The organism is Jeotgalibaca porci (assembly GCF_011299095.1).
Taxonomy (GTDB): domain Bacteria; phylum Bacillota; class Bacilli; order Lactobacillales; family Aerococcaceae; genus Jeotgalibaca; species Jeotgalibaca porci.
Map to the genome: position 1 here is coordinate 2,054,338 of NZ_CP049889.1, position 21,289 is coordinate 2,075,626.

At 31.8% G+C, this 21,289-nt stretch carries 22 protein-coding genes and 2 pseudogenes; 16 read left to right on the forward strand and 8 right to left on the reverse strand.

Annotated elements, in window-relative coordinates; genetic code table 11:
- The first annotated feature begins 703 nt into the window (after positions 1 to 703).
- The 4 genes and pseudogenes from G7058_RS10345 to G7058_RS10360 form a co-directional block, all read left to right on the forward strand.
- Positions 704 to 1,183, forward strand: a complete 480-nt coding sequence (locus G7058_RS10345; protein ID WP_166063440.1) for a JAB domain-containing protein — start codon at positions 704 to 706, stop codon at positions 1,181 to 1,183.
- A gap of 210 nt (positions 1,184 to 1,393) precedes the next feature.
- Entirely contained in the window at positions 1,394 to 1,750 is a 357-nt protein-coding gene (locus tag G7058_RS10350; protein ID WP_166063441.1) for a DUF6075 family protein, read from the forward strand.
- A gap of 353 nt (positions 1,751 to 2,103) precedes the next feature.
- Complete coding sequence (locus tag G7058_RS10355) at positions 2,104 to 2,250, forward strand: hypothetical protein (RefSeq protein WP_166063442.1); 147 nt, start codon at positions 2,104 to 2,106, stop codon at positions 2,248 to 2,250.
- 358 nt (positions 2,251 to 2,608) lie between these two features.
- Positions 2,609 to 2,815 (forward strand): annotated as a pseudogene (locus G7058_RS10360) (IS256 family transposase); the annotation flags it as partial.
- Positions 2,816 to 3,067: 252 nt separating this feature from the next.
- Here G7058_RS10360 and G7058_RS10365 read toward each other — a convergent pair.
- The 3 genes and pseudogenes from G7058_RS10365 to catA all read right to left on the reverse strand — a co-directional run bounded on the left by G7058_RS10365 (position 3,068) and on the right by catA (position 7,076).
- Positions 3,068 to 4,267 (reverse strand): MFS transporter, encoded by a 1,200-nt coding sequence (locus tag G7058_RS10365; protein ID WP_010706273.1) that lies wholly within the window; start codon positions 4,265 to 4,267, stop codon positions 3,068 to 3,070.
- Positions 4,267 to 5,748: a ribosomal protection-like ABC-F family protein gene (gene abc-f / locus G7058_RS10370; protein WP_010706272.1), complete on the reverse strand. Its 1,482-nt coding sequence runs from the start codon at positions 5,746 to 5,748 to the stop codon at positions 4,267 to 4,269. Before abc-f ends, G7058_RS10365 begins: the two co-directional genes overlap by 1 nt.
- A 608-nt stretch (positions 5,749 to 6,356) precedes the next feature.
- Positions 6,357 to 7,076, reverse strand: a pseudogene (gene catA / locus G7058_RS10375) (type A chloramphenicol O-acetyltransferase).
- A 265-nt stretch (positions 7,077 to 7,341) separates the two neighbouring features.
- On the opposite strand from catA, the gene G7058_RS10380 reads away from it, so the two are divergent.
- Positions 7,342 to 8,661: an IS1380-like element IS1678 family transposase gene (locus G7058_RS10380; protein ID WP_166063443.1), complete on the forward strand. Its 1,320-nt coding sequence runs from the start codon at positions 7,342 to 7,344 to the stop codon at positions 8,659 to 8,661.
- Between the two features lie 676 nt (positions 8,662 to 9,337).
- Here the strand turns inward: G7058_RS10380 and G7058_RS10385 are convergent.
- The 3 genes from G7058_RS10385 to G7058_RS10395 all read right to left on the reverse strand — a co-directional run bounded on the left by G7058_RS10385 (position 9,338) and on the right by G7058_RS10395 (position 10,745).
- The gene (locus tag G7058_RS10385; RefSeq protein ID WP_166063444.1) at positions 9,338 to 9,889 is read right to left on the reverse strand and encodes a tyrosine-type recombinase/integrase; all 552 of its coding nucleotides are present in this window, start codon (positions 9,887 to 9,889) and stop codon (positions 9,338 to 9,340) included.
- A 181-nt stretch (positions 9,890 to 10,070) separates the two neighbouring features.
- On the reverse strand, positions 10,071 to 10,538 hold the full coding sequence (locus G7058_RS10390; protein WP_166063445.1) for a hypothetical protein: 468 nt from the start codon (positions 10,536 to 10,538) through the stop codon (positions 10,071 to 10,073).
- 3 nt (positions 10,539 to 10,541) lie between these two features.
- The gene (locus G7058_RS10395) at positions 10,542 to 10,745 is read right to left on the reverse strand and encodes a helix-turn-helix transcriptional regulator (protein WP_375812846.1); all 204 of its coding nucleotides are present in this window, start codon (positions 10,743 to 10,745) and stop codon (positions 10,542 to 10,544) included.
- Between the two features lie 283 nt (positions 10,746 to 11,028).
- On the opposite strand from G7058_RS10395, the gene G7058_RS10400 reads away from it, so the two are divergent.
- The 5 genes from G7058_RS10400 to G7058_RS10420 all read left to right on the forward strand — a co-directional run bounded on the left by G7058_RS10400 (position 11,029) and on the right by G7058_RS10420 (position 15,393).
- A complete protein-coding gene (locus G7058_RS10400) occupies positions 11,029 to 11,202 on the forward strand; it encodes a hypothetical protein (protein WP_166063446.1) in 174 nt (57 codons plus the stop codon).
- Positions 11,203 to 11,537: 335 nt separating this feature from the next.
- Entirely contained in the window at positions 11,538 to 11,876 is a 339-nt protein-coding gene (locus G7058_RS10405) for a PadR family transcriptional regulator (protein WP_166063447.1), read from the forward strand.
- Positions 11,854 to 13,314, forward strand: a complete 1,461-nt coding sequence (locus G7058_RS10410; RefSeq protein ID WP_166063448.1) for a DUF2812 domain-containing protein — start codon at positions 11,854 to 11,856, stop codon at positions 13,312 to 13,314. Before G7058_RS10405 ends, G7058_RS10410 begins: the two co-directional genes overlap by 23 nt.
- Positions 13,315 to 13,450: 136 nt before the next feature.
- Positions 13,451 to 13,942: a hypothetical protein gene (locus G7058_RS10415; protein WP_166063449.1), complete on the forward strand. Its 492-nt coding sequence runs from the start codon at positions 13,451 to 13,453 to the stop codon at positions 13,940 to 13,942.
- Between the two features lie 395 nt (positions 13,943 to 14,337).
- Entirely contained in the window at positions 14,338 to 15,393 is a 1,056-nt protein-coding gene (locus G7058_RS10420) for a 2,3-butanediol dehydrogenase (protein ID WP_166063450.1), read from the forward strand.
- 344 nt (positions 15,394 to 15,737) lie between these two features.
- Here the strand turns inward: G7058_RS10420 and G7058_RS10425 are convergent, their stop codons facing one another.
- On the reverse strand, positions 15,738 to 16,187 hold the full coding sequence (locus G7058_RS10425; protein ID WP_166063451.1) for an NUDIX domain-containing protein: 450 nt from the start codon (positions 16,185 to 16,187) through the stop codon (positions 15,738 to 15,740).
- A gap of 208 nt (positions 16,188 to 16,395) precedes the next feature.
- Here G7058_RS10425 and G7058_RS10430 point away from each other — a divergent pair, with 208 nt between their 5' ends.
- The 6 genes from G7058_RS10430 (at position 16,396) to G7058_RS10455 (ending at position 20,203) form a co-directional block, all read left to right on the forward strand.
- Positions 16,396 to 16,875, forward strand: coding sequence for a hypothetical protein (locus G7058_RS10430; RefSeq protein ID WP_166063452.1), 480 nt, complete (start codon positions 16,396 to 16,398; stop codon positions 16,873 to 16,875).
- A gap of 113 nt (positions 16,876 to 16,988) precedes the next feature.
- Positions 16,989 to 17,315, forward strand: a complete 327-nt coding sequence (locus G7058_RS10435; RefSeq protein WP_166063453.1) for a hypothetical protein — start codon at positions 16,989 to 16,991, stop codon at positions 17,313 to 17,315.
- 232 nt (positions 17,316 to 17,547) lie between these two features.
- A complete protein-coding gene (locus tag G7058_RS10440) occupies positions 17,548 to 18,006 on the forward strand; it encodes a putative immunity protein (protein ID WP_076768367.1) in 459 nt (152 codons plus the stop codon).
- A 98-nt stretch (positions 18,007 to 18,104) separates the two neighbouring features.
- Positions 18,105 to 18,881: a class I SAM-dependent methyltransferase gene (locus G7058_RS10445; RefSeq protein ID WP_166063454.1), complete on the forward strand. Its 777-nt coding sequence runs from the start codon at positions 18,105 to 18,107 to the stop codon at positions 18,879 to 18,881.
- Between the two features lie 715 nt (positions 18,882 to 19,596).
- Positions 19,597 to 19,926, forward strand: coding sequence for an AbrB/MazE/SpoVT family DNA-binding domain-containing protein (locus G7058_RS10450; protein ID WP_166063455.1), 330 nt, complete (start codon positions 19,597 to 19,599; stop codon positions 19,924 to 19,926).
- A complete protein-coding gene (locus G7058_RS10455; protein WP_166063456.1) occupies positions 19,916 to 20,203 on the forward strand; it encodes a type II toxin-antitoxin system RelE/ParE family toxin in 288 nt (95 codons plus the stop codon). Before G7058_RS10450 ends, G7058_RS10455 begins: the two co-directional genes overlap by 11 nt.
- A 279-nt stretch (positions 20,204 to 20,482) precedes the next feature.
- On the opposite strand, the gene G7058_RS10460 is transcribed toward G7058_RS10455, so the two are convergent.
- Positions 20,483 to 21,046 (reverse strand): recombinase family protein, encoded by a 564-nt coding sequence (locus G7058_RS10460; RefSeq protein ID WP_166063457.1) that lies wholly within the window; start codon positions 21,044 to 21,046, stop codon positions 20,483 to 20,485.
- Positions 21,047 to 21,289 lie beyond the last annotated feature (243 nt).

Genomic DNA, 21,289 nt, shown 5'->3' on the forward strand with positions numbered 1-21,289 from the left:
CCGTATGTGATATTCAGAACATACGCTCTCTTTTTAGAAGCGAACAGGTAAAAATAATAACGTAATAAAATATATTATTTCAAACTATAAGAGTTAAGGGCATGGTTGGTTTTTTCAAACACTATTATTTAAAGTCATTTTTTCGTTTTGTGTCGCCAAGCGCCCTGAACGATCCGAGAGGGCCGGATCAGGGCTTTATCATTTCGGGCTGTTCTTAACGGCAATCTCCATGCGGGAGCCCTTCCCTTCGGTCCCACACGGATTTATCCGAGAACAGAAAAGAAAATCAAGAACCGAAAAAACTTTTTTTCTCCTTGCGTTTCATCTTATTCCACTCCACTCCAAATAAACTTTTTGTCTAAAGAGTCCCTACCTGCTGAAGCAGCGAGGGGCTCTTTTTTCTTGATTCCCTTTTAAACCTCATAATTACTGGCTAGCCAACAAAACGGAAAAAATTCAGCTTTTAGCTCACGCATATGCGACTCAAAACAAAAAGGGAGTGGGAAATAATGAATAAATAAAAATGAGTAGTAGCAGTAAATAACTTGAAAAATGACATAAAAGGATTGGAAAGATACGAATTTGTGAAAGTTTTGTGACACTGTCTAAACGTTGAATGTGCGTTTTGGATAATAAAAAAAGCTTTTTGAGAACTTTTACTTATCTATATATGAAGGAATAAATTGAGAAAGAGGGAAATGACATGTTAGAACAATTAAATTTATTAACCGAACAAGAAACGATTACAGAAATTGTCAGAGTTAAGCAAGTTGTGATGGAAAGGCCCGTTGCCTATGCTGAAGGTATTACTTCGACAGAAAGAGCGGGACGCTTAGGAATGAACGAAATCGGTGACGAAGCGCAAGAGGTCGTTCTTATCCTGATACTCAATACGAAAAATCAAATCAATGCTATTCACCGGGTATTCACGGGTAGTTTAAATTCATCTGTAGCTCACCCGAGAGAAATATTTAGAAGTGCGATTTTGAACAATGGTGCACGTATTATTCTTTATCATAATCATCCCAGTTCAGACCTCGAACCCTCACAAGCTGATTTGTATTTTACTGCAAGAATAGTAGAGGCAGGGATTATATTAGGAATAGAAGTTTTGGACCATATCATAGTTAGTGATAGACATTGGTTTTCTTTTAAAGATTTTGGTTTTTTTGAGGAAATATGAGAACGATTATTTGAGGAAGGCCCTGAGATCGAAGGAACTATTTTTATAAATGGGATAAGCTACTAAGTAACAGATAATAATAAGACGGAGATGTCTTAGTAGGAATAAAACTTTCTCCTTATTTTTGACTTATAATGATAAATTGATAGCTATTACAGTATAATAAAATAAAGTTCCTTAAATAATAAAGATAAAGGGAGATAAAAAACAATGACCAATCAAACAGAGCACGATGAACGTTACTTTGAATTATTAGAAAAAGATAATACAAGCCCTACTGATTTGGAGCGGAAGTCTCTATTTTATATTCTTGCAAATGCCGATATTTTCAGCAAGGTCGATTATATCTATGACTTCAATACTCATTGGATTAAGACAGATTACTTTGAAAAGACTGATTTTAGTAGCAGTAGTAAGAAAATGGTTGAACTTGCATTCAATTTATACAATGGTAATCCATCACCAGACCCGCTTAGAATATTTAGTGGACTTGATGATGATAACTTCCAAATCTGCTTAAACGCTATTTTAATACGTTTCAGCAGATTTGACGCACTTGAAAAATAGGGCTGCTTCTTTGTAATTGAAAGGTATAAATAATAGTTTTCACTCAAGAGTGGTCTATAAAAAAGAATATTAGATTTTTATCTACAGAAAATTGGAAAGATATAAAAAAATAAGTGCTACTTTCAAAGTGGCTCTTATTTTTTTATATCTTATTAGCTATACGCTGAAAAAATTATATTGATTTTCCAGTTTTTCTGAGTGAAGTAGTAAACAAAACTATTCTAAGAAATTGGGCGTCACACATTATCGTATTGCTAAATGATGTATTTATGCAAACACGAGTTCGTTATTTCTTTACATGTCGAACACACGTTCGTATAATAGGGTTAAAAGAGAACAAGAAGGTGTTTATATTGGAGAATAAATCGAAAGAGAAAAATATACTAATCAATCCAAATACCACAGGTTATAGAGATAGGAAGATGGCTAAGTGGCAAGGTTTGATACTGTCGGAGCATAATGAATTCGTAAAAGAAGAAAAACGTAAGCATGGAAAATAAATTATAAAAAAAGAGAAACAGCCTGTAGAAGTTATCTATCCCTTAATTGACTATTCTTATAGTCAAAAGGTAACGGTAGCCATTCAATTAGATTGCTTATTTAATGGTAGATATGAAGATGATCTAGTAGGCGTCGTTGCTGGTTATTATGAGAATTACGTTTATATTCAAACGATGGAATCAGGAATAGTAGTGTGTGAGTTAGATTTGATACGCAATGTGGAAGAATATGATTGGACTAAATGGTTTAGAGTATAAAATGAGGAATGAAATGAGGTGTATGAATCATGATCAAGATAGACTATACCTATCAACCAAGGCGCGATATTCTATGCATTGACGTTAAGTCTTTTTTTGCCGAAGCATTTACTCAACTAATTTAATCGAATCTTTCAATAAACAAATCAAGAAATACAGCCGCAGAAAAGAGCAGTTTCAAAATGAAGAATCACTAGAGCGTTTCCTAGTATCCATCTTTGATACATACAATCAAAAATTCTTAAATAGAAGCCATAAAGGCTTCCAACAAGTGACGGATACATTAGCTTCAATGTTTACGGAGTAACTCATTATTTTGCAGAAGGACGACTTATTTACACAAAATTATTGACGCTCCCATAAAAAAACCCTCCGTTTAAAAACTATTCTATAAAAGTATAGCGAAAACAAAATAAAAAATAACCCAAAAACTAAAAACCCTCTTTTTTGAGTTTCTAGCTTTCGGGTAAAAGTTCACATTCATTAGGACAAAAACTTTTTAGACTTTTTTATCTTTAGTTAGTAAGCTATGGACTCCTCATTTTCAAAAAAGGTATACTTACTTAATACTAAAGTACCCAATAATACTTATCATTAAACTAAAAGTCCCTGCAATTAGAAACCACGTATTTATTCCTAATAAATCAGTCATTGGACCAGCTAATAGCAATCCCAAGGGCATCGCTATACTCATGATGCTGCCATAAAAACTGAAAAAACGGCCCAACTTTTCTGTAGGAATCTCTTCTTGGACATAAGAGTAAAAAGGTATATTAAATTGATTCCCAAAACCACCCATTAAGAAAGAGCAGAACACAAATAGCCAAAAGCCAATAAGATTAACCGATGTAATACCTGACAATACAGTCACTATACTGATTCCTATCAAGCCATAAATACTTTGCTTTAATTTATTCTGTTTTCTATTGAGTTTTCCAATCACTATAGATCCTATAAGCATTCCAAAAGCAAAGACAAACTCAACGATTCCTCCATAAGCAGCTGATAATTTAAAATGACTTGTTGTCATCAATGGAAATAAAGAAGAAAGTGGCAAATAAAAGAACATCACACAAACACCAATAATGGTAACATTCAAAATTTTTCTATTCTGAATAAATTCTTTAAAACCTAATCTTAACTCTTCAAAATAGGGTGTTATTTCCCCAGATACCGCAATTTTTTTTATGTTGATTCTTCCGATAATAATACATGCGATTACCGCTCCTAAAGTATCAGTCATTAAAATGACCCATAATGGTACTATTGAATAAAGAATGGCTCCTATAACTGGACCTAGCATATACGCTCCAGATTGCAAAAATTGATTCCAACTATTGGCTTCCACTAATTCATCGACTGGAACTAAGGTCGGAACGATCGCTTGAATAGCAGGGGTATGGAATACACTTGCCACAGCTCTTAAAAACAACGAAATCAAAATAAACGCTATTTGTGGTTCACTTACTATGATAGAGAGTGAAAGAAGAAGTGCAACAAGCCCGGTAAACAGATCAGCGACGATAACAACTCGCTTTTTATCCATTCTATCAACCCAGACCCCAGCAAAGGGGCCGATAATAAGCTGTGGTAAAAAAGCAAATAGTCCTGCTATTGATAATACTGTACCTGAATTTGTTTGACTTGCAAGCCACCACATCAAAGCGAACTGGACTGCTGAACTGCCAATCAAGCTAATGGATTGACCTAAAATTAATGGAATAAATTGTTTTCGCCAATTTTTTGTTTGGTTCTCCATTAAAGAACGTCTCCTTTCATCAAAGAGAGTTTTTTATCAGTTATTTTCCAAATCTGATCAGCTATTTTTTCTACAAAGTAGTTATCATGAGACGTGAAAATTATTGTCCCAGGATATTGCTTAATGAATCCTTCTAATGCTTCTATTGTTTGGATATCGATAAAATTTGTTGGTTCATCTAAAATTAATACATTTGATGGTCGTACAAATAAACTAGCCATTGAAATCCTAATTGCTTCTCCACCACTCAAAGTATTAACTGGTTTTAAAATTTCTGTTTGTTTGAATCCTAAATTATTCAGAATTGATCTTACAGTATTTTCTGGATAATCAGTTTGTTTCATTAAATAATCAATCACAGGTACTGATCCGGTTAACTTATAATCCATCTGTTTATAAGAACTAAATATCACCTTTTTTGATACAATCATTCCTTCTGCTTCATTTAAAATAGAATGTAGTAATGTTGACTTACCGGTTCCATTGTCCCCGGTAATAGCAATTCTTTTCCCTAATGGAAATTGAAAATCCACATTGTCTAGTAATAGTTTATCTCCTGCATATAAATTAATTGATTGACCCATTATAGGAAAACGATTATAAAGTTCCAATGCCGAACTTGTTGGAAATTGTATAGGTTTAATTGTTTCTTTTTTTTCAATATCTTCCAAGTGATTGACTCTAGACTCTAATGCTTTAGCTGATTTTTGAACAGCTTTTTGCGCACTATCTTTTTGTTTAGAAGATGAAAGTCGATCTGGTTTAATATTTCTTTTTTTATTTTTTTCACTAACACTACTCATTTTTTTTGCTTGTTTTCTTTTTTGTGTTATCGCTTGTTCTAAACGTGTTTTTTCTTTTTCAACTTTTTCAAATCCTCTTGCTTCCTCTAACTTTTTCTGTTCTTTTTGTTTCATATAGTCACTGTAATTTCCAGGATATTCAGTAACCTTTCCATCTTCTATTTCCCATATCTTGTTTACTAACTGATTTAAAAAGTATCGATCATGACTAACGAGAATCATTGTCCCATAATAATAGCTCAATTCATCTATTAATAGTTGTATACTTTTTCCATCTAAATGAGTTGTAGGTTCATCCATTAGTAATCCCATCTTATAATTTGATAGCACTCTAGCTAAACGTAATTTATTTTCTTCACCTCCGCTTAGTACTTCGATCGTATTTCTCGGAATAGTGAATCGACTAATAAGTTCAGCGTTAAGATCATCAAATTCGTATAAATTATTGGTTTCTTCCATCTGTTTAAAGTAATTAAACTCCACAAATCGGTTAACTTCCCCTGAATTTGGTGATAACTTTCCTTGGATAAGATTCAGTAGCGTTGTTTTCCCTTGTCCGTTTCTTCCGACAATGCCAATTCGATCATTCTCATATACAGTTAAATATTTAATGGCTACTAGTTCTTTGTTTCCAAAATTTACTTCTATATTTTTTAATTCTAAAGATATATTTTTCATTATTTTGCACTCCTTAAATTAGGCCGTGCAATCAACAGATTTTTGGGTACACAAAAAAGAGATAGATTTCTACCTCTTTTGACAATTTCCATATCTATATTTTCTTAGATAAATAGAATTTGAAAAATAGACAGATTGCTCCCCTGTTTCTGCCAATATAACAGGACCTTTTGAATAATAGTATTTAATTATTATTTCAAAAGGTTAAACCACAATCTTATAGATGCTGTCATTTTCCAAATTCTCCTTTGTACATCCTATTTGTATACTAGATACTGCTCAAATGAACACGTATCTTTCTACCAACGTCTCATAAAGCTTAAAACATTTTTTTCAAATAGTCAAGTTATGCTCACCTATTATAGGTCAAGATAACTTATAATAGGTGATATGAAAAAAAATACTCTTGCTCCTTTTTCGCCATTCAAGGTAACTTCAATATAACATGAAATTCACATGGCGTTTTTTAGTTAGCGGTGGCTAACTTCATTATATAATCCACCGTAAAAAATATTATTAGTTACATTTGTCATTATAGTCTTAACTTAAGAGTTGTGGCATTGCTTATTACATATGTAATAAGCAATGCGTTTTGTGAAGTAGTACACTTAAATTAACGGGCAGGTTAGTGACATTAGAAAACTGACTGTAAAAAGTACAGTCGGCATTGTCTCATATTATAAAAGCCAGTCATTAGGCCTATCTGACAATTCCTGAATAGAGTTCATAAACAATCCTGCATGATAACCATCACAAACAGAATGATGTACCTGTAAAGATAGCGGTAAATATATTGAATTACCTTTATTAATGAATTTTCCTGCTGTAATAATGGGTAGAAGGTAATTACTATTATTATTGACATTTAAGTTAAACCCAGTAAATGAAGTCCATGGAATAATAGAAAGAGAAAAAGCATTTTCAGGTATAGGTGTTTTGGGAAACAATTTCCCCGAACCATTATATTTCTCTACATCAGAAAGGTATAAATCATAAAACTCTTTGAAGTCATTCTTTACAGGAGTCCAAATACCAGAGAATGTTTTAGATACACTATCAAAAATTGTATAAAGTGGCTCTAACTTATCCCAATAACCTAACTCTCCGTCGCTATTGTAACCAGTTCTAAAAGCTGTATTTGAGTTTATCACCCTTGTCACTAAGAAAATAAATGCAGGGTAAAATTTATATCCTTCTTGTTTTATGTTTCGGTATAAAACACTAATATCAATTTCTGTGGTTATACTAAAAGTCGTTTGTTGGTTCAAATAATGATTAAATATCTCTTTTCTCTTCCAATTGTCTAAATCAATTTTATTAAAGTTCATTTGATATGCCTCCTAAATTTTTATCTAAAGTGAATTTAGGAGGCTGACTTGTCTGCTTTCTTCATTAGAATCAATCCTTTTTTAAAAGTCAGTATTATTGTAACATAAATCCTGAATAATTCATACTTTTAATTAAAACCATGTGAAACTGCCTCACGGCAGCTTACAATTACTTTTTCATCTTCACCCGTTAAGTGATGAAAAAAGAACCCCTTTCTGCTATGGTTAAAGTGACTAAACCAACCAAAAGAAAGGAGTTCTTTTCATGACTAGCTTACACAAAAACCAAGTAAAATTCAATTCAAATATCACTATTTCTCATACAGGTGGTCAATTATCGAGTGATTCGGGTCTCGTCCTAGTGAAAGAGCTGATGAACATCTTTGGTTTTTCTGAACTGGCTAAGCAACACATTCACATTGAAGACGAACGAGCGTATTTTACTCATGACAACTTATCCATACTTGAGCAGTTCATTATGCAATTAATTGCTGGTTACTCAGCTGATTCTGCAGCTAATCTCCTGAGACAAGATCCTGTGTTTAAAGCTGTTTTAGATAGGAAAGAACTCGCTTCTCAATCTTCACTTTCCCGATTTTTAGATCGACTATCTGAGGAGAATATCCATGAACTTCAAGCTTTGAACCAAGAACTTATCGATAAAGCACGCCTCATCCGTAATGATACGGAATTAATCATTGATTTAGATTCGACCCATTCAGATACATTTGGTCACCAACAACAAACGAATTATAATACACACTACCAAACCTATGGTTACCATCCATTGGTAGCTTTTGACGGATTGACTGGTGACTTCTTAAAAGCTGAACTACGTTCAGGAAATCAATATACATCAAAAGGCGTAAAGGAGTTTCTCACACCTTTATTAGAGCACTATAATCACTCTCTACCAAACACTGACATCTTGGTTCGTGGAGACAGCGGGTTCGCTACACCTGGTGTGTATGATTCGTGTGAATCAAAAAAGAGTCATTATGTTATTCGACTGAAGAATAATCGTAGACTAGGTCAAATAGCTGAGAAATCAGTACTTTATGGCGATAATCAAAAGTGGGAAGAACGAGAAGTTCAGTACTTCTCGACCACTTATCAAGCACAATCCTGGTCACAAAGTCGTCGCGTGTGTATACGCTCAACACGTGAAGCGGGCGAACTACTCTTTCGACATGAATTTATCGTGACGAATCTATCAGAAAATGTTTCTCCTGATACCATCTTTTCTATCTATGCCAAACGTGGCACAATGGAGAACTTCATTAAAGAAGCGAAAGCTGGCTTTTACTTTGACAAAACAGACAGTCCTCGCTTTTTGGAGAATCATGTCCGAATGATGCTCAGCTTGATAGCTTACAACTTAGTCAACTTCTTAAGAACGATTGGCTTTGAAGAAGTCCAAAAGGGAATGACCATTCATTCTATTCGATTGAAGTTTCTGAAAGTTGCTGGGAAATTAGTCCAAACGGGTAGACGAGTCTATCTCAAATTATCTAGTTATCATGTGTATCAGAATGAATTCTACAGGGTCTTTGCTCGCCTGAGGCGAGCCAGTCAATGGATCTAATCCAACAATCTAACGATTTTTTTACTGGGAAGTTATCCAGGGAGAAGTATGCTCAAAATGCCTTACACCCAAAATTTATTCCTCAATATTTTTGAACAGTGAATGTTTGAAGTAACTTTTTAGTCAAAATCAGTTGATAGGGATATTAGTGATACATATTTCAATAAAATGTGCCAAAGAATTAAAGCTATGAATTATTCAGGATAAATATATATTTTAAAAATACCCCACTTTATCCAATTTTCGTTTATTGAACTAATGGGTGCTTTAATAAAAACTAAAGTCGATTATAATCGGCTTATTTTTTGTTGTGTGGGTGTCATAACTCAAGACTAATGATTATGTTGATAGTACATGATATTCAATGGCTTTTTTCATATCTATATCTTATGTTTATAAGTAAGATGATTTTTACAAAAAGACATAGTACCCATCAAATTAAAACGCATTTTAAGCTTCTTCATGGTTAATTACCCATCTATGAATCTGAAACAGCCTTAAAATGCGTTATTTTTACCTCTATATAATAGCGATAGAGGATGACTCTGCTAATACCGGTTATTTTAATCATTTCTTAGACGCTGTAGACTTGGCTAGCGTACAGTTTCACAGATTGAGTAACATTACGTTAGTTTACGCATGATCTCCTACCCTCATTATATGAGGATGGGAATGATCAAAAGCCTAATCGGAAGGTTAATAACGTTTCACTAATCTCGTCTTCATTAATCCCGATGTAGCGTTTGGTAATCTTCTCGCTGCTGTGACCAAAGATTTCCATTAAGGTGGCCACGTCTTTGGTTTTCTTGTAATAGTGGTAACCGAAGGTTTTTCGTAGGGTGTGGGTGCCGATATCATCGCGCCCCAACAGGTTAGCGACTTTTTGAAACATCTGGTAGACCGTGTTGACTTCTAAATGGCCGCCCTTAGTACTGGGAAACAAGTAAGCCTCCGGATCTAAGGCTGCGGTATAGCCGTGAATCAAGTCCTGTAAGCTGCTTAAGTATAAAATGCGTGTTTTCCCCGTCTTTTGCTCCACGATGCGCGGGTTTTTTGAGGTAATCACGTCTTTTTTCTTGAGTTTGACGATGTCGGACATGCGCAGACCGCTGTTAATTCCGATTAGAAACAAGAAAACGTCACGTTCCGCATTTTTATTCCGTCGCAGGCAAAATAAAAAATCATTAATCTCCTGTTGCGACCGTAGTGGCTGAACATTATAGCCCATGACAATCCCTCCTTTTTAGTCTGTTCGAATACATGATTATAGTCATTATAACACGAAATCGTGTGTTTAGGGGGAGTACAAAAAAAGAACCCTATAGGTATAGGATTCTTGATACATGATTTTATCCAATTTGATGTGTTAGTATTTCTAAAAATAGATTTTAAACTAAATGAATTTATAATCATCTTGTATCTTGAAAAACCCAAGCAATTGCATATGAAAGAAAACCTATACAAATTACAAGTGTAAATAATACTACTCCTGAAACAAATAAATTTAGTTCAATATCAAACGGTGGGTTAAGGAGATTATTTATAAATACAAAAATACCTAAAGCAATAAACAAACTAATAATCGTAGACTTATAGGAGACGATACTTGCAAAATAAGCATTATTTTTCTCTCTTTCATCAGCAGCACTAAACTCACCTTGCTTCAATGAATAACTTTTATCTTTTTTACTAAGTACCCATCTACTAATTAGAAAAACAATCAAGTAGATCAAAAATATGCTTGAAATAGTGCCTGTTGTAAATTGGCTCCCATCATTTGTGTACTTAACATTCGTTACGAAAACTTCAATAATTACAGCAGCGAATAATGAGACCAATATTAAATTTCCAATAGCTTCAAATATAATTTTTCTCATTCGTTATTCTCCTCTAAAAAATAATTGATCAATTTTAATATTTAATGCACTAGCTAAATCCATGGCAAGTAGTAATGATGGGATATAACTTCCTTTTTCCAATGATAATATTGTTTTTCTTGTGACTCCTACTTTATTTGCGAGATCTTCCTGTGTTAAATGTTGTTCTTTTCTTTTTTCTCTCACTTTATTTATAATTGTTGCCAAAATAGGCCTCCCTTACGTTACTTACAATCTATATTCTTAATATACTTCACTATAAAAGTGTAGTCAACTACACTTTTAGGTATATATGAATCCCTTATAGAATCTTCTTAAGTGCTCGATACATGATTCTATGTAATTTAATGTATTGAAATAAAGAGATGAATTACAAATGATGATGTCAGTTTGTTATAATAAAAATTGAATAAACTTATATAACGTATTTAAGTAAAAAAAAATGCTCACGTGCTTTTGATTCGTTTATGACACATTTAGGAGGGATTTCATGAAAAAAGATATCTTTAAACACCCGTCTTTTTACATAGCTATAGCTAGTTTTTTTATCGGATTTTTTTTTATTTTTCAAGAAGGATCTTATATGCGTTTGAATAGTTACCTTTGGCAATTAAATTTTATTTTTAATCTTAATATAGCTAGAAAAGCAGCTCCAAAAAAATGAATTTTTTTTAAAATTAACTGTTACACACAAAAAATTAAAGAACTTGCTCTGCAGATTTAAAAAAAAGAACCTTGTTAATACAAAGTTTTAGATACACGATTCTAAGCAATTTCATGTATTTATAAAGCAGAAACTGAGTTTGTCACATTAAGAATTGAGTAAAACTCAGACAAATAATTAATAAATTATAATACTAACCAATAAAATTAAATGAATCATATAGATCGGTTGACGGTTTATATGATTTTTTTATTGACATATATCAGTACCTGATATACGATAATCGTATCAGGTGCTGATATAACTGTAGCCGATATGATTTCAAGGAGGGCAATATGAATAAGAAAACAACAAAAGTGCTGACACAGCCAATGTATTATATACTTTTAAGTTTAAAAGAAAAAAGACATGGATATGAAATTATGCAATATATAGATTGGCTTACTGATAGCCGTGTGAAGGTAGGACCAGGAACACTGTATTCACTTCTTTCTCGTTTTGAAGATGATAAGCTTATAAAACTTGTCTCAGATGATGATAATAAAAAGACTTATATAATTACAGATGAAGGTAAAGAGAGATTAAATCAAGAAGTAAAGAGATTAGGACAATTATTAGAAGATGCAAAGCTAGTAGAGGGAGGTCAAGAAGATGAATTTCAAGATAGAAAATAGATTTTTAGATATAACAAATTATCGATTAGTAGAGAAACACTTTGAAAAAATGGCTAGTCTTGGGTGGATGATCGATAAAATAACAATGGGAAGCTTGTTTATATATAAGAAAATAGATCCTGAAGAACTAGACTTTTCAATATCTCCATATGAAGTTGAAACAGCATTTACTGTAAAGAGTAAAGAAGAGTTAGAAGAGTTTCAATCTGTATGTGAGTCAGTAGGCTGGAACTATGCTATGAAGGCAAGTGATCTTCATATTTATTTCAAAAAGGCTGGAACAGAAGTGGTAGATATATCAACAGATGAAGAAGATGAGTTCAACACATTAGAAAGAATAGCTAGAAAACAATTGATATCATCTTATATCTTAATTCCTTTTTATATATACTTATCGTGGGCAATTCTAGGTGGAATATTTAAAGATATTCAAACTTTACAAAATGGAATGGTTCAGATAATAGCTCCTGTAATACCGATATTTCTCATATCAGCAATTTATCAAATAATAAGAATAAAAAAATTCTTAAAAATAAACAGGAAGAATATGGAACTCGGAGATTCATTAGAATATGTACACTCAAAATTTTACTTTGAAAAGGCGACTTCTTGCATATATTTATTATTCCTGATTTTATTTGTTTCATATAGTTTTTATTCAGCGTTTATATTAAACTCTAAGATTATTTTAATAGGATTTGTTCCTCTAGTAATAGGAGTAACAATAGGTATATTCTATAAAATCTTCATAAAACCATCTAAAAAAACTGTCAAATATAAGAAGGTGTTCTTAGGTCTAGCTCTTATACTATCAACACTAGCATCTATAAGTATAACTTTTATAAGTATCAATGCATTTGCAATGGATAGCAATAATCATGATATAGAAGAATACAAAGTACTTTCAGCTAATGATTTTAAAGAAAAACCTTCTGAAGATGAAGGAGATTTGATGAGAAATACTAGTTTTCTTATTCCAACATCTTACACATATTGGTCTTGGCCTAAAGGCGATATCTCTGTAAAGACTGAGTATTCAAATGGACTTACAGAAGGAATAGCTAAAAACCTAGTAGTGAGGTATATAAAGCAAGCTGAGAAATCTGTTGAGAATAGGATATCTTGGGAAATAGAGATTTTAGTGGAAGAAGATATCTATGATTATTCTCTAGAATCAAATGGTATAACAGAAGAAGAATTTGATCGTTTCAAGGTAAAATCAATTAAAGAAGCAGTAAAAGAAGCTATAAAGATAGCAAAAGAAAAAGCTATAATTAAGGACGATAAAAATCTATGGGATCTTGATGAAGTATACTTCTTAAACTATCGAAAAGATGAGATAGTTATAAGAAAAGGTAAAGAAGTGTTCTATATACATGGATTAGATTTTACCGATCTTAAAGTGATAGAGATAATAAAAAAGAGATTAGATTTATAAAATCTAATACCATTGAGTTTGTCTTAATGTCAATTAAGTAAAACCCAAGATTGTAAATTGATGAACATTAGTAGATAAATGCGACATTAAAATAATATGGATATATGAATAAATATAGATTTTACGGAGGTTGAAGATGCGAAATATTTATATAGATAGAACAGAATTTACTGGAGCTATAAGTGTATTTTCAAAAGATACTGAGATTATTATATCAGCAGGTACAACAATTTATTCTATGAGTGTTGGTGATAGAAATGAGGAGTATCAAAGATATGCTAACGATTATGATATTCAATTTATATTTGATGATTATATTCCACATTTAGAATTTTATACGGTTCCACAGGTAGATATTATGGCAAAAGATAGTAGAGGTGGATTTATCGGAACCATTGGCCAATCATGTGACTTAGAAAGTAACGCACCAATTTGTTATATCAATAAGGACTTAGAGTGCTTTATAATCGCTGAAAACGGAGCAGATTTTCTGAGTAATATAGAATCATGGCAAAACAATTTGAAACCCTATAATAAAATCATCTTTTATCGTTCAAAAGTAGAAGCAGAAATGAAACTAGAATTTATAGATTTATCTGATATAGGAACAGATGAAATTAATCTATAATTTTTAATACACATAATGAATAAAAATATTAATTATGTCGCATTATTAGAATTATACATCGTTAAAAAATTTATAATCCAGTTTGTCTTAATCTCAAATATGACAAACTCAACAAAAGAACCAAAATGCTTTTACAGCCAAGAGAATCGTAAGAAGGTTCATTTAGTTAAAATCTACTTCGAGAACGCACTATTTTGTAGAAAAATTCCCAATTTTTCCAAGAACGATTAATTTATTCAAGAAACCAGCTTAAATTATAGAGGTATGAATTATTCAGGTTTTATTATAAGAAAAAATATAAGTTCATTTCCTTGTGATATTTTTCATTTTCTATATAATAATTATATAAAGTTATTTTAAAGGTAACTATTGTATAAAAAGAAAGGTTGATATTAATGAGAGCGGCAAGATTTTATAATGCAAAAGATATTCGTGTGGAAGACATCGAAGAACCAAAGCTAGTTGGTGACGATGATGTTAAAGTGCGTGTAGCTTGGGCGGGTATTTGTGGTAGTGACTTACATGAATATTTAGCAGGGCCAATCATAGCTCCAGGCGATGAACCTGATCCACTTACTGGTCAAAAACGTCCTATTACCATGGGACATGAATTTTCAGGTGTTGTTGAAGAAGTTGGTAGTAACGTTAAGACAGTAAAACCAGGTGACAAAGTAGCAATTAATCCACTTATCACAAGTGGTAATCATGATAATCGTTTATATGATATGTATAAAGGCTTCCAATTCGTTGGTTTAGGCTCAGATGGTGGATTTGCTGATTATACAGTTGTTGACAAGATTAACGTGGTTAAAGTCAGTGATGATGTTTCTTTAGAAATTGCTGCGTTAGTAGAGCCGACTGCTGTTGCGATGCAAGCTATTCGAGAATCAGAGATGGAGTTTGGCGAAACGGTAGCAGTGTTTGGTGTTGGTCCGATTGGATTAGTAAATATTATTGCTGCACGTGCAGCTGGTGCTAAAGAAATTTTTGCATTTGACTTATCGGAAGAGCGACTAGCAAAAGCGAAAGAAGTTGGAGCAACTCATGTCGTTAACTCGGGTGAAGTTGATCCGAATGAGTACATTAAAGAACGTTACCCAGATGGAGTTGATCGAACATTTGAAGTGGCTGGCGTACCTGTAACATTAGAACAAGCAATTCAAGTGACTCGTCCACGCGGTACAGTCACTGTGGTCTCTATTTTTGAAGAACCCATTGACTTTAATCCAATGTTATTAACAGCTTCTGGTGTTCGTATATCATCAACACTAGCGTATGAAGATGATATTTTTGATCTAACGCTGAAGATGATTGAAAATAATCAAATTGATGTATCACCACTTATTACTGACCATATTGAGCTAGAAAATATCGTTGAAAATGGTTTTGAATCATTAAGCAATGATAAGAGTCAAGCGAAAATCCTTGTAAAACTTAGTGGCGACAAATAAAAATTAACGGATTTTAACAGCCTATACTTTACAATTATATAGTAAAGTATAGGCTGTTTGACTGATTTTGCATGCTGCACACATCGTTTATATTATATGTCAGCATATGCAACAATACCAATCGGCTCTCAGTTTAATAATTATTTTACTAATTTATATGAAAGCAGATAGAATGTACTTCTTGAATATTTCTATATTTTTTAATTATATCCAATAAAAAGAAGCCCTTAATTTTTTTAAAGGCTTCTTTTTATTGGGTTTTCAATACACGAAACTTATGCAATTTCATGTATGAATCAAACTTTGAGAATTGTCTTAATAGTGATTATTTTGGATACATTTCATTAATCAGTATTTACTAAGTGAATTATATGATTTTTATTTTTGAAACCAGCTAGCTCACTAAAGATACTAGGTTTTAATTCATTTATAACTTTTAAAGATTCCCATGTAATATCTTGATCATCATTATCTATACCATGATATTCTTTTTTCTCTTTTATTTTACCTTTATAAACAAAAAGAAATTCATGAAAATCCTTTTTTGATTGTTTTTCTAAGAAAAAATTTTCAATTACTGAAAATAATTCTACATCATAAAATTTTTCTCCAGTTTCTTCCAAAACTTCACGTTTTACTGCTTCACTAGTAGTCTCTGAAAATTTTACTCTACCACCTGGTAAAGAAATTATTCCATCAACGTATTTAGAAACTAGTAAACTATTTTGGCTTTCTATCCATGCTGCTACCCTAATATTTAATTTTCCTGAATCTGTATCTAAAGTTAAATCCATATTAAATTACTCCTTAACGTTTATTTAAAATAATAAAAATGAGTTAAAAATATACCTTATTTTAAAAAGGTTCTTGATACACGACTTTATACAATTTCATGTATCTAGAATAATTGAATAGTTATAGGAATTATAGAATTAAAAGAAAATAAAGTTTATGATAGAAGTATGTTATAACAAAGAAATTCATACTAGAATGGGGATTGTTATGAAAAAAAATAATGTACTTCTATGGACTATTTTGACAGGTATCGTTGTTACAATATTTCTTATTTTTGGTCCATTAAAAAAAGATGTATGGGATATAAATGCTAGTAAATTAGAAGATTTAACTGATAGTTTGAGCGATCCTATGGTTATTAATGACTTTTCAAAATGGACTCCTTTTGAATGGGACACGCTTTATAGCTTTTCACCATATACTACAAAAGAAACTATATATGACATTGTTGGATACAAATGGGACAATATAAGTGAAACTGTAAATGATAATATGAATCAAATTGTATTTGTTAAAGACGGAAAAGTTGTCTGTTATCTTTATGGATATCCTGAAAACACCAAATCCAGCTATAATTTTGGCGAATATGAAGGTGAATACATAACAGTTAATTCACAACAAAAATTATCCTTTGATACTGAGATTGGTGCAGATGGTATCAGATATTTTAATTCTATTAATCATTAATTAAATACGATTCTCGATACACTTTTTGAGCATTTTCATGTATTAATTTGAAATATAGTTTACTGTTTTTTTTAAAATATTTACATAATAAACAGTTTTGAAAGGAGTTTAGTATGTTTAATTTATTTGATTACGGCTGGCTTAATATGAGTAGTTTAGTTTTTGGTTTAATTGCTTGGATAATTCCCATTTTTAATATTATACGACACAAGAAAAGAGGGAATAATCATTCAATCCCGACATTATTAAGTATGGGATCTTGTGCAATTGCTTTGTGGTCTCAACTATCCTATAACATATATTTAATTGAAATCAATGATTATCCTGCTCTTCTGGATACGGTAGGTACTTTAAATTGGGTCGCAGCGATACTTATTTTCACAACAATTATTTTGAATGTTATTAGCATAACTTTGAATAGAAATGTTGTCTCAGACTAGCCCAGTTGTTTTGTAGAATAACTTCTATCTTAAATAGACAGCTTCAAAGAATTGAGTTCCTGTATTTTACGCTGTCGTTTATATTTTACTGAAATTCTAAAGAAAAAGAACCTTGGTTTATCAAGGTTCTTAATACATTAATCTATGTAAAATAGTGTATTTTAAATTGGTAGGTCTGAGTTTATCCCAACAAGAATTCAGTAGAATTGTTTGTATTCAAGGAGGTGTTACCATGCCAACAAAACCAAAAATAAAAATAATAGATAATAATGAACTGAGAAAAGAAATTGATGAAATATATGAAAATATGAATCAGATAAACGTAGCAAAATGGTCTTTATCAATGGCAAAACATATCTTGAAAATTGTTAATATAGATTATAAATCAATAAATGAGATAGAAGAAGGATTTAGGATAAATGAATTATGGCAAATAAAAGAAGCCAGAATGTACGATGTAAGACAAGCAGGTTTCAAAATCCACAAAATTGCTCGTGAAAGTGATTCAGAAATAAGTAAAACTGCATTAAGGGTAGTTGGCCAAGCTGTAGGAAGTGGCCATATGAAAGAACACGCAATGGTAGCTTCTGATTACGCAGTAAAGACTATAGGATTAATGAGTTCTAATGATTTAGAGTCAATTACTCTTGAACGAGAATGGCAACTTAATGAAATAAATAAATTTTTATAAAAAGATATTAAAATAACCTCTTCAAATTCAATAAATGAGTTTGTCTTAATGCTAATTAAGTAAAATTCAAAATATATGGGAAAAAAGGAGACTATATAATGTCAAAATATAACGATTTTAATAAAGAAAGATGGAATAGAATTTCCAGAAATAAAGGGAATTCTTTTACCATTCCAATAACCCACAAAGAATTAGTGGAAGCTAAAAATAAACCGATTGAAGTCGCACTGACAGTTGGGAAAGCTGTTCCAGTAGAATGGTTTGAAAAAGCCAAAGGAAATAAACTTTTAGGACTAGCTTGTGGTGGTGGTCAACAAGGGCCCATATTTTCTATTAAAGGTTACGAAACAACAATAATGGACTTTTCTGAAGCACAGCTTGATTCTGATCGACTTGTTGCTGATAGAGAAGGCCTAACAATGACTACCGTTCAAGCAGATATGACAAAAAAATTTCCATTTGATGATGAAAGCTTTGATATTATTTTTTGTCCTGTATCGAATGCGTATGTAGAAGATTTAGAAAACATGTGGCAAGAATCCTTTAGAGTCTTAAAAAAAGGTGGCTTACTAATGGTGGGATACATGAATCCCTGGATTTATATGTATGATGCAGATACTGTTTGGGATTACCCTGAAAAAGAACTGTTTTTGAAATATAATTTGCCATTTAATTCAAGACAATTAGAAGAAGAGGGAGTCATTAAAATATACCCAGAGTATGGATACGAATTTAGTCACACACTAGAATCGCAAATAGGTGGGCAGCTAAAAGCTGGTTTTGCAATGATTGATTTTTACGAATCTCAAGATTCAAGAAATAGACTGACCAAATATGGAAAAGACTACCTAGCAAATCTTTGTGTTAAATTGTAATCTTTCACTGCATGAGTTTGTCTTAATGCCAATTAAGACAAACTCAGAAAAAGTGCTAGAAGGACTGACAAGATTAAGATAGAGTAGATTTTATGCTCTATCTTTTTTCTTTTTAAGATGAAAAATAACCTTGATTACACAAGGTTTGGAACACAAGATTTTATATAATTTCATGTATGACATTTACTAAATAACGAAATTTAATCAAACATGGTCTCTTGAATAAAGTGAAAAAATGAGCAATAATATCAATATCTATAAAGTTACATAAAAATAATAATTATAAGGAGTTTAAAAAATGAATAATATAGTTATTTTTTCACTTATTGCAACGCTATGTGTACTAATAATATCCCTTGCTCTAAGAATTAACCGGTTAAAATCAGATGTTGATCTTATAAAAATGAAATTGAATACTATGAGTGAGCATGTTGATCATTTGAACAAATAAGAATCCTTATTTTATAAAGGTTTTAGATACACGTTTTTAAGCAACTTCATGTATTGAAGTAAACTTACTTGCAAGTGCGTTTTTGGCTTCAAGTTAAAAACATATTATTATTCTACATAATTTCCTTCCTAATCAAATAAAACTCCTTTGGAAATTGTTCTAAAGGAGTTTTATTATTTTGTATTTCTACTAAAAATAGAGTACAATGTAATTACTAAGTAATTACATCGTGCTTACGAAGTGTTAAATGATGGAGGAAATAATATGATTACAAAAACAAGAAAACAAGGAAATTCTATTATGTTAACTGTCCCTAAAGAATTCGATGTTCCCAATGGTGTTGAAGTAGAAGCTAAGCTTGTAGAGAATGGTATACTTTATGAGTTTGTAGAGCCTAAAAAAGAGTTTTTTGATTTTAGTGAAGATGTTTTGGCTGATATTCTTTCAGAAGGTTATAATAAGCATGAGATATTAAAAGAATTTAGAAATAGAAAAAATGAGTTAACTTCTGCATTTAGATCTATTGCTGAAGAGACTGTTGCAAATTCTAAACCGATGACAAAAGAGGAGTTGGCAGCAGAAATTGGCTTATGAGATTCTACCTTCTAAACACGTAATAAAGTATCTAAAAAAATTAAAAGAGAAAACATTAAAAGAACAATTTTTAACGATAATTTATGATGAGATAGCAGTTCGTCCTTATTCGGGAGAAAAAAAAACGGGTGATTTATCAGGAATTTGGGCTATGGGATTCAAGTATGCAGGTACGACATATCGCGTTGCATATGAAATTAAAGATAATGCAGTGATACCTATCTTACTATGTGGAACGCATGAAAATTTTTATGAACAATTAAAAAAAATTAGGTAAGAACCCAACGTTATCAACTTGAGAGGATAGACTACACTTTAAAAGATAATTTTTAATAGCTGAGAGTTGTAATACCCTATATTTTTAAACCACTAACCTATATATTTATGAAAAATAGAAAAAATTAAAATGCATTTTAAGCCTCTTTCAAATCAAACGCTTCATCCTTATGCACAAAGAGGGCTTAAAATGCGTTATTTTATATTGTTTTTTAGTAATAATAAAAAAATCACTCTCATTCTCCCATAAATATTATAGATTCCTAAAGATTAAAATAGATTATTCCCTATTGTCTTTTAAGTAGCGGTAGAGTGTTGCCTTGCTAATACCAGTCATTTCCGTAATTTCTTTTACGCTATAAACCTGACTTTTATACAATTTTACTGCTCGATCAACATCTTTCTGGTTCACACGTGGACGGCCACCTTTACGACCTCTCGCACGTGCACTTTTCAAACCTTCTTTGGTACGTTCAACAATTAAATCACGTTCGAACTGACTAAATGCTTGGAAGACAGTCATCATTAAGCGTCCGTGAGGCGTGCTGGTATCGAAGTTTTCTTTCAAGCTCACCAGCTTAACATGGTGTTCTTCAAAATAGGTAACAAGATCAATCAAATCCTTTGTACTACGACCCAATCGAGAGAAACTTTCCACAATTACCGTATCTCCCGGACGAATTTTATCTTTTAAACGATTTAGTTGGGGACGATCCGCTTTGGTTCCCGTCATTTTCTCAGTTAGGATTTCATTACAATTTTGTTCATTGAGTAAGTCTAATTGACGATGTAGTTCTTGTGAACGCGTACTCACCCGGGCATAACCATAAATGTATCCACTCATGCTTTTCTTCCTTTCGTACTTTAATTCTGGTTTCATTGTATCATAAAAGGGTGTTATAGATACGTAGTTAATGTAACAAGTTATGATACAGAATATCGCCTCTTTTATTTAATAAAAGAGGCGATATGATTTTGTCTCATAATCGATTGTTTTTGATACATAGCAACGCCGATAAAAAATGAAACCTTTTTTGATTCTTTCTTTTTAGTTAAATACGTAAGTGACTAAAGAACTTTGGATAAG